At 64.8% G+C, this 14990-nt stretch carries 12 protein-coding genes and 3 tRNA genes; 9 read left to right on the plus strand and 6 right to left on the minus strand.

Going from position 1 to position 14990, the window contains the following annotated elements; genetic code table 11:
- Positions 1 to 175 precede the first annotated feature (175 nt).
- Together map and DACI_RS24505 are read left to right on the plus strand one after the other, a co-directional pair.
- A complete protein-coding gene (gene map, locus DACI_RS24500; RefSeq protein ID WP_012206651.1) occupies positions 176 to 991 on the plus strand; it encodes a type I methionyl aminopeptidase in 816 nt (271 codons plus the stop codon).
- 89 nt (positions 992 to 1080) lie between these two features.
- Positions 1081 to 3714, plus strand: coding sequence for a [protein-PII] uridylyltransferase (locus DACI_RS24505; protein ID WP_013801514.1), 2634 nt, complete (start codon positions 1081 to 1083; stop codon positions 3712 to 3714).
- Between the two features lie 82 nt (positions 3715 to 3796).
- On the opposite strand, the gene DACI_RS24510 is transcribed toward DACI_RS24505, so the two are convergent.
- The gene (locus DACI_RS24510; protein WP_012206653.1) at positions 3797 to 5290 is read right to left on the minus strand and encodes a nucleobase:cation symporter-2 family protein; all 1494 of its coding nucleotides are present in this window, start codon (positions 5288 to 5290) and stop codon (positions 3797 to 3799) included.
- A 289-nt stretch (positions 5291 to 5579) separates the two neighbouring features.
- Entirely contained in the window at positions 5580 to 6119 is a 540-nt protein-coding gene (gene def / locus DACI_RS24515) for a peptide deformylase (protein ID WP_012206654.1), read from the minus strand.
- A 289-nt stretch (positions 6120 to 6408) separates the two neighbouring features.
- On the opposite strand from def, the gene DACI_RS24520 reads away from it, so the two are divergent.
- The 4 genes from DACI_RS24520 to DACI_RS24535 all read left to right on the plus strand — a co-directional run bounded on the left by DACI_RS24520 (position 6409) and on the right by DACI_RS24535 (position 7190).
- Complete coding sequence (locus DACI_RS24520; RefSeq protein WP_049801494.1) at positions 6409 to 6777, plus strand: YbaN family protein; 369 nt, start codon at positions 6409 to 6411, stop codon at positions 6775 to 6777.
- A gap of 87 nt (positions 6778 to 6864) precedes the next feature.
- A tRNA-Asn gene (locus tag DACI_RS24525) sits at positions 6865 to 6940 on the plus strand.
- A 53-nt stretch (positions 6941 to 6993) separates the two neighbouring features.
- Positions 6994 to 7069: transfer RNA gene (locus tag DACI_RS24530), tRNA-Asn, on the plus strand.
- 45 nt (positions 7070 to 7114) lie between these two features.
- Positions 7115 to 7190: transfer RNA gene (locus DACI_RS24535), tRNA-Asn, on the plus strand.
- Between the two features lie 44 nt (positions 7191 to 7234).
- On the opposite strand, the gene DACI_RS24540 is transcribed toward DACI_RS24535, so the two are convergent.
- Complete coding sequence (locus tag DACI_RS24540) at positions 7235 to 7561, minus strand: hypothetical protein (RefSeq protein WP_012206656.1); 327 nt, start codon at positions 7559 to 7561, stop codon at positions 7235 to 7237.
- Positions 7562 to 7796: 235 nt separating this feature from the next.
- Here DACI_RS24540 and aat point away from each other — a divergent pair, with 235 nt between their 5' ends.
- The 3 genes from aat (at position 7797) to DACI_RS24555 (ending at position 10281) form a co-directional block, all read left to right on the plus strand.
- A complete protein-coding gene (gene aat, locus DACI_RS24545) occupies positions 7797 to 8582 on the plus strand; it encodes a leucyl/phenylalanyl-tRNA--protein transferase (protein WP_013801510.1) in 786 nt (261 codons plus the stop codon).
- Positions 8579 to 9328: an arginyltransferase gene (locus DACI_RS24550; protein ID WP_012206658.1), complete on the plus strand. Its 750-nt coding sequence runs from the start codon at positions 8579 to 8581 to the stop codon at positions 9326 to 9328. Before aat ends, DACI_RS24550 begins: the two co-directional genes overlap by 4 nt.
- A gap of 128 nt (positions 9329 to 9456) precedes the next feature.
- Entirely contained in the window at positions 9457 to 10281 is an 825-nt protein-coding gene (locus tag DACI_RS24555; protein WP_012206659.1) for an IclR family transcriptional regulator, read from the plus strand.
- A gap of 111 nt (positions 10282 to 10392) precedes the next feature.
- On the opposite strand, the gene DACI_RS24560 is transcribed toward DACI_RS24555, so the two are convergent.
- From DACI_RS24560 to leuA, 3 genes are all read right to left on the minus strand, one after another.
- Positions 10393 to 11490, minus strand: a complete 1098-nt coding sequence (locus DACI_RS24560) for a serine hydrolase (protein ID WP_012206660.1) — start codon at positions 11488 to 11490, stop codon at positions 10393 to 10395.
- 119 nt (positions 11491 to 11609) lie between these two features.
- Entirely contained in the window at positions 11610 to 13148 is a 1539-nt protein-coding gene (locus DACI_RS24565; RefSeq protein ID WP_012206661.1) for a 2-isopropylmalate synthase, read from the minus strand.
- A 99-nt stretch (positions 13149 to 13247) separates the two neighbouring features.
- A complete protein-coding gene (gene leuA / locus DACI_RS24570; protein WP_012206662.1) occupies positions 13248 to 14939 on the minus strand; it encodes a 2-isopropylmalate synthase in 1692 nt (563 codons plus the stop codon).
- Positions 14940 to 14990: the final 51 nt, after the last annotated feature.

The following is a 14990-nucleotide window of genomic DNA, read 5'->3' on the forward strand; positions in this document are numbered from 1 at the left end:
GGCGGCCTGTTGGGTGAGGAGGCTTGTGAAAAGCGCCCTGCGGCCCCGCCCTCCGGGGGCTGGCTGCAAGGCGCTGAATCGGTGAGGCCGCTATTTTACCGGGCTGCGCCGTCCCGATGGCGACAGCCGCCCCTTACCCCTGCACGCCCGAAGGCGCAATGGGATAATTGCGGGCATGAGCATCACCATCAAGAGCGCTGAAGACATCGCAGCCATGCGCGTGGCCTGCCGCCTGGCTTCGGAAGTGCTGGACTACATCACCCCCCACATCAAGCCCGGCATCACCACGGCCGAGATCGACCGCCTGGGCGCCGAATGCATGGCGCAGCAGGGCACGGTTTCCGCCACCATCGGCTACCAGCCGCCCGGCTACCCTCCCTACCCCGGACACTTGTGCACCTCGGTCAACCATGTGGTCTGCCACGGCATTCCCAATGACAAGCCGCTCAAGAAGGGCGACATCGTCAATGTGGACGTCACGGTCATCACCAAGGACGGCTGGTACGGCGACAACAGCCGCATGTTCATGATCGGAGAGTGCTCCATCGCGGCCAAGCGCCTGTCGGCACTGACCTTCGACGCCATGTGGCTGGGCATCCAGCAGGTCAGGCCCGGCGCCACGCTGGGCGACATCGGCAACGCCATCCAGACCTTTGCCGAAGGCCACGGCCTGTCGGTGGTGCGCGAGTTCTGCGGCCACGGCATCGGCCAGAAGTTCCACGAAGAGCCCCAGATCCTGCACTACGGCCGCCCCGGAACGGGCACCGTGCTGGAAGAAGGCATGGTCTTCACCGTCGAGCCCATGCTCAACCTGGGCAAGCGCGAGATCAAGGAACTGGGCAAGGACGGCTGGACCATCGTGACCAAGGACCACAGCCTCTCGGCCCAGTGGGAACACACCCTGGTGGTGACCAGGACCGGCTACGAAGTCATGACCCTGTCGGCCGGCTCGCCCGCGCTGCCCCCCTTTGTTACCACCACGAGCTGCTGAGGCTCGGCATGTTTCTTGCGTGATGCGCAGGCAAAATGGCATGGCGTCCGGGGCACCCGCTCCCGGCGCCTTCCCTGCCCTCGCCGCGCATGAAACAGACCACTGACCACACTCCTTCCCACGCTGCGCCCTCTGCCCCGGACTCGCTGGAGCAGTTGCGCGTGCAGTACGCCCGGGATCGCGGCCGCTGGATAGGCTCGCTGCTGGCGCCCACCATGGGCCGGCGCGGCGTGCGCCTGGTGCTGCAGCACCTGAGCGATCTGGCCGACACGCTGCTGCGCGCGCTGTGGCATCGTGCCGGCATGCCGCCCGAGGCCTGCCTGGCCGCCGTAGGCGGCTTCGGGCGCGCCCAGCTGTTTCCCTATTCCGACATCGACGTGCTGGTGCTGCTGCCAGCCGCTGGCACGGCAGATGCCGAGCTGGCCTCGCGCATCGAGAAATTCATCGGCAGTTGCTGGGACGCGGGCCTGGAGATCGGCTCCAGCGTGCGCACGCTGGCCGAATGCCTGGAGGAATCCGAGCGCGACCTGACGGTGCAGACCGCCCTGCTGGAATCACGCCGCATCTGCGGCAGCGAGCCGCTGTTCGCCGAGTTCCAGACGCGCTACCAGGCCCAGATGAATGCGCACGCCTTTCTGTCCGGCAAGCTGCTGGAAATGCGCCAGCGCCACAACAAGTACGAGAGCACGCCCTACTCGCTGGAGCCCAACTGCAAGGAATCGCCCGGCGGCCTGCGCGATCTGCACACCATGATCTGGCTGGCCCGTGCCGCAGGCCTGGGCAGCAGCTGGCAGGCCCTGGCCGGCAAGGGGCTGATCACCGATTTCGAGCGCCGCCAGCTCGAGGACAACGAAGCCCTGCTGAGCCTGATACGGGCGCGCCTGCATGCGGTGGCGGGCCGGCATGAGGACCGCCTGGTCTTCGACCAGCAGACCGCCGTGGCCGAGGCCTTTGGCTACCGCTCCACCTCGGCCGAGGGGCGCAAGCTGGCCATGCGCGCCAGCGAGACGCTGATGCGCCACTACTACTGGGCGGCCAAGGCCGTGACCCAGCTGTGCCAGATCCTGCGGCTGAACATCGAGGAGCGGCTGAACCCGCGCCCCACGCCGCGCATCCGGCTGAACTCGCGCTTCTACGAGAAGGCCGGCACCATCGAGGTGGCCAGCGACGATCTCTACGAGCGCGAGCCGCACGCCATCCTCGAAACCTTTCTGATGTACGAGACCCATGTGGGCCTCACCGACCTGTCGGCGCGCACGCTGCGCGCGCTGTACGGCGCGCGTGACCTGATGGACGCGGCCTTCCGGCGCGACCCGGTCAACCGCGCCACCTTCATGAAGATCCTGCAGCAGCCCAGCGGCATCACGCACGCCATGCGGCTGATGAACCAGACCTCGGTGCTGGGGCGCTACCTGTGGCCGTTCCGGCGCATCGTGGGCCAGATGCAGCATGACCTGTTCCACGTCTACACGGTGGACCAGCACATCCTCATGGTGCTGCGCAATGTGCGGCGCTTTTTCATGGCCGAGCATGCGCATGAGTACCCGTTCTGCTCGCAGCTGGCCAGCGGCTGGGACAAGCCCTGGCTGCTGTACGTGGCCGCGCTGTTCCACGACATCGGCAAGGGCCGCGGCGGCGACCACTCCATCATCGGCGCCGTGGAGGCCAAGCGCTTTTGCCGCGCCCACGGCATTGCGCGCGCCGACGCCGAGCTGATCGAATTCCTCGTGCGCGAGCACCTGACCATGAGCCAGGTCGCACAAAAGCAGGACCTGTCGGACCCCGAGGTGATCCAGGCCTTTGCCGAGCGCGTGGGCAACGAGCGCAACCTCACGGCCCTGTACCTGCTGACCGTGGCCGACATCCGCGGCACCAGCCCCAAGGTCTGGAGCGCCTGGAAGGGCAAGCTGCTGGAGGACACCTATCGCCTGACCTTGCGCGTCATGGGCGGACGCGCGCCCGATGCTGCCGCCGAAATCGAGGCCCGCCGCCGCGAGGCCCTGGTGCAGCTGGCACTGACAGCCCAGCCCTTCGAATCGCACAAGAAGCTCTGGGACACGCTGGGCGTGGACTATTTCATGCGCCACGAGGCGGCCGACATCGCCTGGCACACGCGCCACCTGTCGCGCCACGTGGGCACCACCCGCCCCGTGGTGCGCGCGCGCCGCTCCCTGGCCGGCGAGGGGCTGCAGGTGCTGGTCTACGCGCCTGACCAGCCCGATCTGTTCGCGCGCATCTGCGGCTACTTCGACCGGGCGGCCTTCTCCATTCTGGATGCGCGCGTGCACACGGCCCACAACAGCTATGCGCTGGACACCTTCCAGGTGGTCGCGCCCGCCATGCAGGAGCAGTACCGCGAGCTGATGCACATGGTCGAGAACGACCTGGTCGCCGCACTGATGCAGGGCGGACCGCTGCGCGAGCCATCCCCCCGGCGCCTGTCGCGCCGCGTCAAAAGCTTCCCCTTTGCGCCGCGCGTCACGCTGCAGCCCGACGAGAAAGCCCAGCACTGGCTGCTGTCCATCTCGGCCACGGACCGTGCCGGCCTGCTCTACACCGTAGCGCGCATCCTGGCCCAGCACCACCTGAGCGTGCAATTGGCCAAGGTCAGTACGCTGGGCGAGCGCGTGGAAGACAGCTTTCTGATCGAGGGCGCCGAACTGCAGAACAACCAGCGCCAGCTGCTCATAGAAACCGAGCTGCTGCAGGCCTTGGCGGTCTGAATTTGTGGCGAAAAAAGGCCCGCCCTGTCAACCAGGGCGGGCCTTTTGCATCCAGGCGCTGGTGCGGGTGCGGGTGCCGCCGTCAGTGCATGGCAGCCGCAGGCGCCGACACCGTGGCCACTTCCTTGCCCTCGCGGTCATAGAGCTTGCCGTCGACCACCCGGTCGCCATCGGCCAGGGCAGACAGCACGGCCTCGCTGAGCACGCGCTCAGAACCTGCGCCGAACACCGAAGGCTCCTCGGGGTTGCCCTGCTTGAAGTGGTTGAAGACCAGGTTCAGCAGCAGCACGGTCACCGCCGTGGAGCTGATGCCCGAATGGAACATGGTGGCGAACCAGTCCGGGAAGTGGTGATAGAAGTCCGGCTTGACCATGGGCAGCACGCCCATGCCGATGGACGCCGCCACGATGATCAGGTTCATGTTGTTGTGATAGTCCACCTTGGCCAGCGTGCGGATGCCGCTGGCCGCCACCGTGCCAAAGAGCACCAGGCCCGCGCCGCCCAGCACCGAGGGCGGCACGCAGGCCACGATGCGCCCCATGATGGGCAGCAGGCCGAAGGCGATCAGGATCAGCCCGCTGAAGGCCACGACATAACGGCTCTTGATGCCCGTGACCGCGACCAGGCCCACGTTCTGGGCAAAGGCGCTCTGCGTGAACGAGCCGAAGAACGGCGCCACCACGCTGGACAGCATGTCGGCGCGCAGGCCGTCGGCCAGGCGGCGCGAATCCACGCGGGTGCCCACGATGTCGCCCACGGCCAGGATGTCGGCCGAGGTTTCCACCAGGGTCACCAGGATCACGATGGACATGGAAAGGGTCGCCGCCAGGCTGAAGGTCGGCCAGCCGAAGTGCAGCGGCATGGGCACGGCGAACCAGGCGCCGCTGCCCACCTCGGAAAAGTCGGACTTGCCGATCATGGCCGCCACCGCCGTGCCGATGACGATGGCCAGCAGGATGGACAGGCGCGAGATCATGGCGTTGCCCAGCTTGCTCAGCGCCAGCACGATGACCAGCGACAGGCCCGCCAGCCCGATGTTGCCCATGCTGCCGTAGTCGGCCGCCTGCGGATTGCCGCCCATGGCCCAGTGGGCTGCCACCGGCATCAGCGACAGGCCGATGATGGTGATCACGCAGCCATTGACCAGCGGCGGGAAAAACCGGGTGAGCTTGGAAAAAATGGGCGCAATGATCAGGCCGAACACCGAGGCAAAGAGCACGGCGCCCAGCACGCCCTGCATGCCGCCACCCGTGTGCAGGATGCTGACCATGGTGGCCACGCCCGAGAAGGACACGCCCTGCACCAGCGGCAGGCGCGAGCCGAAGAACGGAATGCCCAGCGTCTGCAGCAGCGTGGCCAGCCCGCCCATGAAAAGGCAGGCCGTGATCAGCAGGCCCGTGTCGGCCGCCGACATGCCGGCCGCATTGGCCATGACCAGGGGCACGGCCACGATGCCTCCGTACATGGTCAGCACATGCTGCAAACCATAGAGGGTGTTGGCCGTGAGGCCGAGTTGCTCGTCCTCCGGGCGGATGTCTGTACCCAGGGCCGGCGCATTGCCAGAACTTTTTTCCATCGCTGTCTCCTTGTCCTCTTGTTCACAGAACGCCGGACAAGTACGCGGCAGCCGGATGGCGGCAGGAGCGCCCCCGCGCACCCTTTGCCGCCGACCCGATAGGCCGCGCTCTCCTGCATCCTGCATCGCGAAGCCCGGTGGCTGCTTGGCAGCTCTTGGCGGGCGAACGCACACAATCCCCGCCTTGGCGGGAAGTGCCAATGTACGGCGCCAGCATGGAAAAATTGTCTACCGATTTGTATACAAAGACCTGACCGAAGATCCTTGAATACGGGCAGCGCCCGCCCGCTCAGTCGTCCTCGGCCGCGCTGATGCCGGGGAACAGCACATCGGTGAAGCCGAACTGGCTGAAGTCACGCATGCGCATGGGATAGAGCTTTCCCCAGAGGTGATCGCACTCATGCTGGACCACGCGCGCATGAAAGCCGTCCACCGTGCGGTCGATGGCATCGCCAAACACATCGAAGCCCGTGTAGCGGATATGGTTCCAGCGCGGCACCATGCCGCGCATTCCGGGCACGGACAGGCAGCCTTCCCAGTCCAGGTGCTCGTCCTCGCCCATGGGCGTGATGACCGGGTTGATGAGCACGGTGCGCGGCACCACGGGCGCATCGGGGTAGCGTGGATTGGGCAGGCCGGAGCCGAACACCACCATCTGCAGGTCCACGCCAATCTGCGGCGCGGCCAGCCCCGCGCCGTTGGCTGCATGCATGGTGTCCAGCAAATCGCTGAGCAGCAGGTGCAGTTCGTCGGTGTCGAATTCGGTCACGGGCTGGGCGACGCGCAGCAGGCGCGGATCGCCCATCTTCAAAATGGTGCGGACAGTCATGGCAGTGCAAGGCTATGCATGTAAGTGTGGGTTGCCAAGCATAGCGGCCGCCCGGCTCCCGGCCGCCCCCTGGCCACCTCTTGGCTACCTCTTGGCCGCCATGGCCACAGCGCGCTGGCACAATCGCAGCATGCCCAGCACCGCCAGAGAGTCATCCACCGCGTCCCCAGAGGACCGTGAGGCAGGCGCGCAGCAAATACCCACGGCACAGACCCTGGAGCCCGAGGCCACTGCGCAGGCAGGCACGGCGCCGGCCTTCCATGATGACGATCCCCCTCCCCTGCACCGCATGCCGGCCGCCCCGTTGCGCTGGGCGCTGCAGCTGTTTGCCTGCCTGAGCCTGGCCACGGGCATTGCCGGCATCTTCATTCCAGGATTGCCCACCACGGTGTTCGTGCTCATGGCCGGCTGGGCCGCGGCGCGCAGCTCGCAGCGCATGCACACCTGGCTGTGGCGCCATCGCCTGTTCGGCCCCATGCTGCGCAACTGGGCACGGGGCGGCTGCGTGAGCCGGCGCGCCAAATGGAGCGCCAGCGCCATGATGAGCCTGTGCGCCGTCATACTGCTGTGGACACGCCCGCCCGCCTGGGTGCAGGCCGTGGCGCTGACCTCCATGGGCTGCGTGCTGGTGTGGCTGTGGTTCAGGCCCGAGCCGTGAGAATGAAGGCCTGCAGCAGGCCTTCCTGAAAAAATTCCCCCGAGTTTTCTGTGACGTGTTTTTTACGTCATATAATCTAGGTCTTGTTCCTCAATAGCTCAGTTGGTAGAGCGCCGGACTGTTAATCCGTAGGTCCCTGGTTCGAGCCCAGGTTGAGGAGCCAAAAGAATTTCAAGATCTTGCAACCGCACAAGATCTCTGTCGATAGACGTGTATTCCTCAATAGCTCAGTTGGTAGAGCGCCGGACTGTTAATCCGTAGGTCCCTGGTTCGAGCCCAGGTTGAGGAGCCAAATTTCAGTGGCCTTGCAATCGCACAAGACCCAACGCCAACATATTCCTCAATAGCTCAGTTGGTAGAGCGCCGGACTGTTAATCCGTAGGTCCCTGGTTCGAGCCCAGGTTGAGGAGCCAGATGAAAAGCCCGCATGCCAACGCATGCGGGCTTTTTTGTTGGGTCAGGCTGCACGCACCATGCCCACGGTGGGCGTGTTCGGTGGCGATGGAGTTGCGGCGGGCTCCACGGTGACGGGCTTGCTGTGCCGGGCATGCGCGCGGCGCGAGACATGGGCAGCACGGGATTGCTCGACGCCCTCTTCCCATGCGCGCAGCTCTTCTTCCAGCCGTGCGGCACGTTCCGCATACATGTCAGCAGAGGACTTGTAGTACTCCGCGGCAATGGTGTGCTCGAGCATCGCCATGCGGGCTTCCTGCAGGTAGGCCCGGGTGCGACGGATATAGCGCGGCTCGGCAAGGCTTGCGCCAAAGATTTTGCTGAAAAACATCGCTCATCCTCCTTCGATGCCTTCACAGCGAAAGCCAAGCATCCGCAAGAAGACGGAACCAGCATAGCCCAAGCCTGCCAGACGGCACTGTCCCCTGGCGCGACAAGGCCGCGTAGGAGGTTCACTTACCCCGGCCAGGCGATGCCCTCGCATCCACGCAGCCCTCTTGCGCATGGTTTGTGCAAGACTGCGGCTGCAGAGAATACGAAACCATTTCCTCCGTCCGCACCCGATCATGTCCCATCCCCTCCCATGGCTCATCCCCCACCAGGCCTTCCCTCCTGTGGAAACGGCATGGGGCCCCAACGACCCCATCCCGGGCCTGCTGGCCGCAGGCGGCACGCTGGATGCGGCACACCTGCGCATCGCCTACAGCCAGGGGATTTTTCCCTGGTTCAGCGAAGGCCAGCCAACGCTGTGGTGGTCGCCCGATCCACGCATGGTGCTGCAGACATCGCAATTCCGGCTGCACCGCAGCCTGCGCAAGACATTGCAGCGCTTTCGCGCCACGCCGGGCTGCGAGATCCGCATCGACAGCGCGTTCGAGACCGTGATGCAGCACTGCGCCCAGACGGTGCGCCACGACCAGGATGGCACCTGGATCGTGCAGGAAATTCTTGACGCCTATACCGACCTGCACCACCAGGGTGCAGCCCACAGCGTGGAGACCTGGGTGGACGGACGCCTGGTGGGCGGCCTGTATTGCGTGGCACTGGGCCGCGCCGTGTTTGGCGAATCCATGTTCGCGCATGCCACCGACGCATCCAAGATCGCGCTGGCGGCCCTGGTTGCGCTGTGCAGACACCAGGGCGCCGCGCAGATCGATTGCCAGCAGGCCACGCAGCATCTGGCCTCGCTGGGCGCGCGCGAAATGCCGCGCGCCCGGTTCCTGCAAACCGTGGCCGAGCAAAGCCAGCTGCCGCCCATGCGCTGGCAGTTCGAAAACGTATACTGGGACGCGTTGCTGCCACCGTCCGGCGAGGCTGGCGACACATCACCGGCTGCCGCCAGCACACCATGACGCACCCGAACGATCTTCCGCTGCAGGCCCTGCAGTTCTATGCCACCGCCGCCTACCCCTGCAGCTATCTGGATGGCAGGCTGGCGCGTTCGCAAGTGGCCACGCCCAGCCACCTGATCCAGAACAGCGCCTATTCCGAGCTGGTTTCACTGGGTTTTCGCCGCAGCGGAATGTTCACCTACCGGCCGTATTGCGACGGATGCCGCGCCTGCGTGCCGATGCGCATCCTGGTCCACGACTTCCGCCCTGACCGCAGCCAGCGCCGCGCCGCCGCGCGCCATGCCGACCTCACGGCATCGATCCAGCGCCTGCACTACTCGAACGAGCACTACCAGCTGTACCTGCGCTACCAGCAAAGCCGCCACAGCGGCGGAGGCATGGACCATGACAGCGTGGACCAGTACACCCAGTTCCTTCTGCAAAGCCGCGTCAACTCGCGCCTTGTGGAGTTCCGCACGCCCGCGGCCGATGGCGGCATCGGCACGCTGAAGATGGTCTCCATCCTCGATGTGCTGGAAGATGGGCTGTCTGCCGTCTACACCTTCTACGAGCCCAACGACCCCGCCAGCTACGGCACCTTCAATGTGTTGTGGCAGATCGACCAGGCCCGGTCCATGAGCCTGCCCTATGTCTACCTGGGCTACTGGATCGCCGACAGCCAGAAGATGAATTACAAGGCGCGCTTCCTGCCCCATGAAGTGCGCGTTGACGAGCGCTGGCAGCGCGTGGATCAGCTGCCGCGCTGATACAGCGTCACTCCACGCCTTTTCAGCGACATTTCTTATGCGCATAGCCGCTGTTTGCTGGCGGCACATATGCCGCCATGCCATGGCCGCCGCTAGAATGACCGAATGCCGAAACTCCACTCCGCCTCATGAAAAAAAACGATAACGCGGCCTCCCCCAAGCCCAGCGTCCAGGTCCTGGAACGCATGTTCACGTTGATCGACGTGTTGGCCTCGCGCGAGGAAGCGGTATCGCTCAAGGAGATCAGCGAGCGCACCGGCCTGCACCCCTCCACCACGCACCGCATCCTCAACGATCTGGCCATCGGCCGCTTTGTCGATCGCCCCGAATCGGGCAGCTACCGCCTGGGCATGCGCTTCCTGGAGCTGGGCAATCTGGTCAAGGCCCGCCTGAGCGTGCGCGAAGCGGCCCTGATCCCCATGCGCCAGCTGCACAAGCAGATCCAGCAGCCGGTCAGCCTCAGCGTGCGCCAGGGCGATGAAATCGTCTATGTGGAACGCGCCTACAGCGAGCGCTCCGGCATGCAGGTGGTGCGCGCCATCGGCGGCCATGCGCCGCTGCACCTGACATCCAACGGCAAGCTGTTCCTGGCGGCGGACGATGCGCAACAGGTCCGCGCCTACGCCACGCGCACCGGCCTGCCCGGCAAGACGCACTTCAGCATCACGCGGCTGGCTGACATGGAAAACGAACTGGACAAGGTACGCCACCATGGCGTGGCCCGCGACAACGAAGAGCTGGAACTGGGCGTGCGCTGCATGGCCGCCGGCATCTACGACGACCAGGGCAAGCTGGTGGCCGGCCTGTCCATCTCTGCTCCCGCCGACCGGCTGGACGAAAGCTGGATGTCCAAGCTCCAATCCACCGCACAGGAGATCTCGAGCGCCTTGGGCTTCAACGCAACCCGCCCGGCTGCACCGCCTCCCAACCCCTACGCGCGCAGCAGCCACTGAACAACCATCGACCCCATTGGCATTGGCCAGGGGCCATTGGCTACACAGACCTCTGCCCACCAGAAACAACAAAGGCGCCATCGGCGCCTTTGTTGTGAGGGGAAAGAAAACTCAGCCCTTGACCTTGTGGATCATGGGATCGCCAGCCACCTGCCCCATGGACTCCACCCAGTGGCGCACGCGCTCGGCATCGCCGAGGCGGCTGAACTTTCCTGCCGAATCCAGGAAGACCATGATGATCTTGCGGCCAGCCACCTGCGCCTGCATGACCAGGCAGCGGCCTGCCTCGGAGATGTAGCCGGTTTTTTGCAGACCGATGTCCCAGGTGGGGCTCATCACCAGGCGGTTGGTGTTGTTGTACTGCAGCGTGCGGCGACCCACGGCCACCTCATAGCCGGGCGAGGTGGTGTACTCGCGCACCAGCGGATCGCTGTGCGCCACATTCACGAGCACAGCCAGATCACGGGCGCTGGACTGGTTGCGGCTGGACAGCCCGGTGGGCTCCACGTAGCGGGTATCGGTCATGCCCAGCAGACGGGCCTTGGCATTCATCTGCTGGACAAAGGCATCAAGGCCACCAGGGAAAGTGCGGCCCAGGGCATGGGCAGCGCGGTTTTCACTGGACATCAGGGCCAGGTGCAGCATTTCACCGCGCGTGAGCGTGGTGCCGACGGCCAAGCGCGAGCTGCTGCCCTTTTCGGTATCCACGTCGTCCTGCGTGATGGTGATGGCTTCATCCATCGGCAGATGGGCCTGGGAAATCAGCAGGCCGGTCATCAGTTTGGTCAACGAGGCGATGGGCAAGACGGCGTGGTCGTTCTTGCTCAGCAGCACCTCATGGGTGTCCTGGTCCAGGACCAGAGCCACGCTGCTCTTGAGATCCAGAGGATCGGCCACCGCATGCAGACCAGCCATCTGGCCGAAGGACAGGCGTGGCTCGTAGGCAACGGCGCGAATGGGGCTGGCCACGCTGCGTGCAGCGACACGGCTGGGCTGGCGCGCGCTCTTGGCAACGCGCTTGCCCTGGGGAGCGGCCGTGGCGCGCTCCTTCACCGCCTTCTTCTTGACAGGGGCCACGGCCACCTGTTTCTTGGCAACTTTCTTGGCGGGCGCGGCATGTGCGCCCGGAGCAGCAAGAGCACAACTCAGGGCCAGAAAGGACATGACCTGAGCAAATCGACCGAGGCGGGCACGGCGTAGGGTGGGCATGAGAAATGCTCCAAGCAGCAAGAATTTGTGACTAGACCTTACATTAATCGAAAAAGTCGCACTGTGACAATAACTTGTGCGACTTTTCGATAATTTAAGTGAAATTATAAGGCGAGTGCTTACCCCTGTGCAGCCACGATCTCTGCATTGCTGTGTAATTTGTTCAACGCGCTCAGGTAGGCCTTGGCAGAAGCCACGACGATGTCAGGGTCGGCGCCCACGCCGTTGACCACGCGCCCGCTGCGCTGCAGGCGAACGGTCACTTCGCCCTGGCTTTCGGTGGAGCCGCTGATGGCGTTGACCGAGTACAGCAGCATCTCGGCACCGCTCTTCACCTCGGACTCGATGGCCTTGAACGAGGCATCGACCGGGCCATTGCCGTCGGACTGGGCCTTGATCTCTCGGCCGTCGCGGCTGAACACCACCGACGCGTGTGGGCGCTCACCTGTCTCGCTTTGCTGGGCCAGCGAGATGAACTGGAAGGGATCGGCCTGCTGATGCGCGTCCTGCTCGGTCACCAGGGCCAGGATGTCCTCGTCGAAGATCTCGCTCTTGCGGTCGGCCAGCTCCTTGAAGGCGGCAAAGGCGGTATTGATCGCAGCTTCGCTGTCCAGCTCCACACCCAGTTCATGCAGGCGCTGCTTGAAGGCGTTGCGGCCGCTGAGCTTGCCCAGCACGATCTTGTTGGCGCTCCAGCCCACGTCCTCGGCACGCATGATTTCGTAGGTGTCGCGCGCCTTGAGCACGCCGTCCTGGTGAATGCCGGAGGCATGGGCGAAGGCGTTGGCCCCCACCACGGCCTTGTTGGGCTGCACCACGAAGCCGGTGGTCTGGCTGACCATGCGGCTGGCGGCCACGATATGCAGGGCGTCGATGTTGACGTCCAGGCCAAAGTAGTCCTTGCGCGTCTTGATGGCCATCACCACCTCTTCCAGCGAGCAGTTGCCGGCGCGCTCACCCAGGCCATTGATGGTGCATTCGATCTGGCGGGCGCCGCCGAGCTTGACGCCGGCCAGCGAGTTGGCCACGGCCATGCCCAGGTCGTTGTGGCAGTGCACGCTCCAGACCGCCTTGTCGCTGTTGGGCACGCGCTCGCGCAGGTTCTTGATGAAGGCGCCGTAGAGCTCGGGAATGGCATAGCCCACGGTGTCGGGCACGTTGATCGTGGTTGCGCCCTCGGCGATCACGGTCTCGATGACGCGGCACAGGAAATCCGGGTCGCTGCGGTAGCCGTCCTCCGGGCTGAACTCGATGTCGGCAATCAGGTTGCGCGCAAAGCGCACGGATTGGCGCGCCTGCTCCAGCACCTGCTCGGGCGTCATGCGCAACTTTTTCTCCATGTGCAGCGCGCTGGTCGCAATGAAGGTGTGGATGCGCGCGCGGTTGGCGTCCTTCAGAGCCTCGGCCGCACGGGCGATGTCACGGTCATTGGCCCGCGCCAGCGAGCAGATGGTGGAGTCCTTGATGGCGCGCGCAATGGCCTGTACCGACTCGAAGTCACCGTTGGAGCTCGCCGCAAAACCGGCCTCGATCACATCGACCTTCAGCCGTTCGAGCTGGCGCGCGATGCGCAGCTTCTCGTCGCGGGTCATGGAGGCACCGGGCGACTGCTCGCCGTCACGCAAGGTGGTGTCGAAAATGATCAATTGGTCGGTCATGGGGAGTCTCGTCTTTCTTGTGGATGCGAAGCCCCTGCCCACGGGCAGGCGATGAAAAAAGCCGGTGCGCTTGTGGCTGCACCGGCTCGGGAACGAAATTCAGGCGGCGACCGCCTCCTGCGCCACCGCATTCTCGGCGGAGGGAACACGCTGCAAGCCCGACATGATGGCCCGGAAAGAGGCAGAGACGATATTCGCATCGACCCCGACGCCGTAGCAGACGTGGGACTCGTCCACGCGCAGTTCCACATAGGCGATGGCCTTGGCGTTGGCACCTTCGCCAATGGCGTGCTCGGCATAGTCCAGCACGCGCACCGCGCGGCCGCTGTGCTCGCTCAGCGCCTGCACGAAGGCGTCGATCGGACCCGTGCCCTCGGCCTCGACCGTGCGCTTGCCGCCCTCGACGGCCAGGTCGGCCGACAGGCTGACCACACCATCGTTCTCGCTCAGCCGGTAGTGCGGCGCCTGCACGGATTGCAGGCCGTATTCGCGCTGGAACAGATTCCACAGGTCGGCGGCAGCCAATTCCTTGCCGCTGGCATCCATCTCGCGCTGCACGACCTGGCTGAACTCGATCTGCAGGCGGCGCGGCAACTGGAGGCCATATTCGCTTTCAAGCAGATAGGCGATGCCGCCCTTGCCCGACTGGCTGTTGACGCGGATCACGGCTTCATAGCTGCGACCCAGGTCCTTGGGATCGATGGGCAGATAGGGCATGTCCCAGACGTCGCCTTCCTTGCGGTCGGCGAAGGCCTTCTTGATCGCATCCTGGTGCGAGCCAGAGAACGAGGTGTAGACCAGATCGCCCACGTAGGGATGGCGCGGGTGCACGGGCAACTGGTTGCAATGCTCGACCGTGCTGCGGATGCCGTCGATATCGGAGAAATCCAGCCCGGGCGACACGCCCTGGATGTACATGTTCAGCGCCACGTTGACCACGTCGAGGTTGCCCGTGCGCTCGCCGTTGCCGAACAGGCAGCCTTCGAGGCGGTCGGCACCGGCCATCAGCGCGAGCTCGGCCGTGGCCGTGCCCGTGCCGCGATCGTTGTGGGGATGGACGGACAGCACGATGGAATCACGGCGCTGGATGTGGCGGTGCGTCCACTCCACCATGTCGGCAAACAGATTGGGCGTGGAATGCTCCACCGTGGTGGGCAGGTTGATGATGCACTTGCGCTCGGTCGTGGGCTGCCATACATCGGTGACTGCATCAATGACGCGCTTGGAAAACTCCAGCTCGGTGTCCGAATACATCTCGGGCGAGTACTGGAAGGTCCATTGCGTCTGGGGGTAGCCGGCAGCGATCTCGTTGAACATGCGGGCATTGGTGGTGGCCAGCTCGACGATCTCGTCTTCACTCATGTTCAACACCACGCGGCGCATCACGGGCGCGGTGGCGTTGTACAGATGGACGATGGCACGGGGCACGCCTTCGAGCGCTTCGAAGGTACGGCGGATGAGGTGCTCGCGCGCCTGGGTCAGCACCTGGATGGTCACGTCATCGGGAATGCGGTTTTCCTCGATGAGCTTGCGCATGAAGTCGAACTCCACCTGCGATGCGGAGGGAAAACCGACCTCGATCTCCTTGAAGCCGATCTTCACCAGCTGCTCGAACATGCGCATCTTGCGATCGATGTCCATGGGCTCGATCAACGCCTGGTTGCCATCGCGCAGATCCACGCTGCACCAGATCGGAGCCTTGGTAATCGTCGCGTCGGGCCAGCTGCGATTTTGCAGACGCACGGGAGCGAAAGCGAACGGACGGTACTTGGTCGAAGGGTTTTGCAACATGGCTGAAGTGCTTTCTATCGTCTAGGTAAAAACAAGACCCACCTGCTCCAG

This window comes from Delftia acidovorans SPH-1, from assembly GCF_000018665.1.
GTDB classification, from domain to species: Bacteria; Pseudomonadota; Gammaproteobacteria; order Burkholderiales; family Burkholderiaceae_C; genus Comamonas; species Comamonas acidovorans.

What these genes read in the sequence shown, in the direction of transcription:
- map (WP_012206651.1), top strand. Translation starts at nt 176, where the DNA reads ATGAGCATCACCATCAAGAGCGCTGAAGACATCGCAGCCATGCGCGTG.
- DACI_RS24505 (WP_013801514.1), top strand. Translation starts at nt 1,081, where the DNA reads ATGAAACAGACCACTGACCACACTCCTTCCCACGCTGCGCCCTCTGCC.
- DACI_RS24510 (WP_012206653.1), bottom strand. Translation starts at nt 5,290, where the DNA reads ATGGAAAAAAGTTCTGGCAATGCGCCGGCCCTGGGTACAGACATCCGC.
- def (WP_012206654.1), bottom strand. Translation starts at nt 6,119, where the DNA reads ATGACTGTCCGCACCATTTTGAAGATGGGCGATCCGCGCCTGCTGCGC.
- DACI_RS24520 (WP_049801494.1), top strand. Translation starts at nt 6,409, where the DNA reads ATGCCGGCCGCCCCGTTGCGCTGGGCGCTGCAGCTGTTTGCCTGCCTG.
- DACI_RS24540 (WP_012206656.1), bottom strand. Translation starts at nt 7,561, where the DNA reads ATGTTTTTCAGCAAAATCTTTGGCGCAAGCCTTGCCGAGCCGCGCTAT.
- aat (WP_013801510.1), top strand. Translation starts at nt 7,797, where the DNA reads ATGTCCCATCCCCTCCCATGGCTCATCCCCCACCAGGCCTTCCCTCCT.
- DACI_RS24550 (WP_012206658.1), top strand. Translation starts at nt 8,579, where the DNA reads ATGACGCACCCGAACGATCTTCCGCTGCAGGCCCTGCAGTTCTATGCC.
- DACI_RS24555 (WP_012206659.1), top strand. Translation starts at nt 9,457, where the DNA reads ATGAAAAAAAACGATAACGCGGCCTCCCCCAAGCCCAGCGTCCAGGTC.
- DACI_RS24560 (WP_012206660.1), bottom strand. Translation starts at nt 11,490, where the DNA reads ATGCCCACCCTACGCCGTGCCCGCCTCGGTCGATTTGCTCAGGTCATG.
- DACI_RS24565 (WP_012206661.1), bottom strand. Translation starts at nt 13,148, where the DNA reads ATGACCGACCAATTGATCATTTTCGACACCACCTTGCGTGACGGCGAG.
- leuA (WP_012206662.1), bottom strand. Translation starts at nt 14,939, where the DNA reads ATGTTGCAAAACCCTTCGACCAAGTACCGTCCGTTCGCTTTCGCTCCC.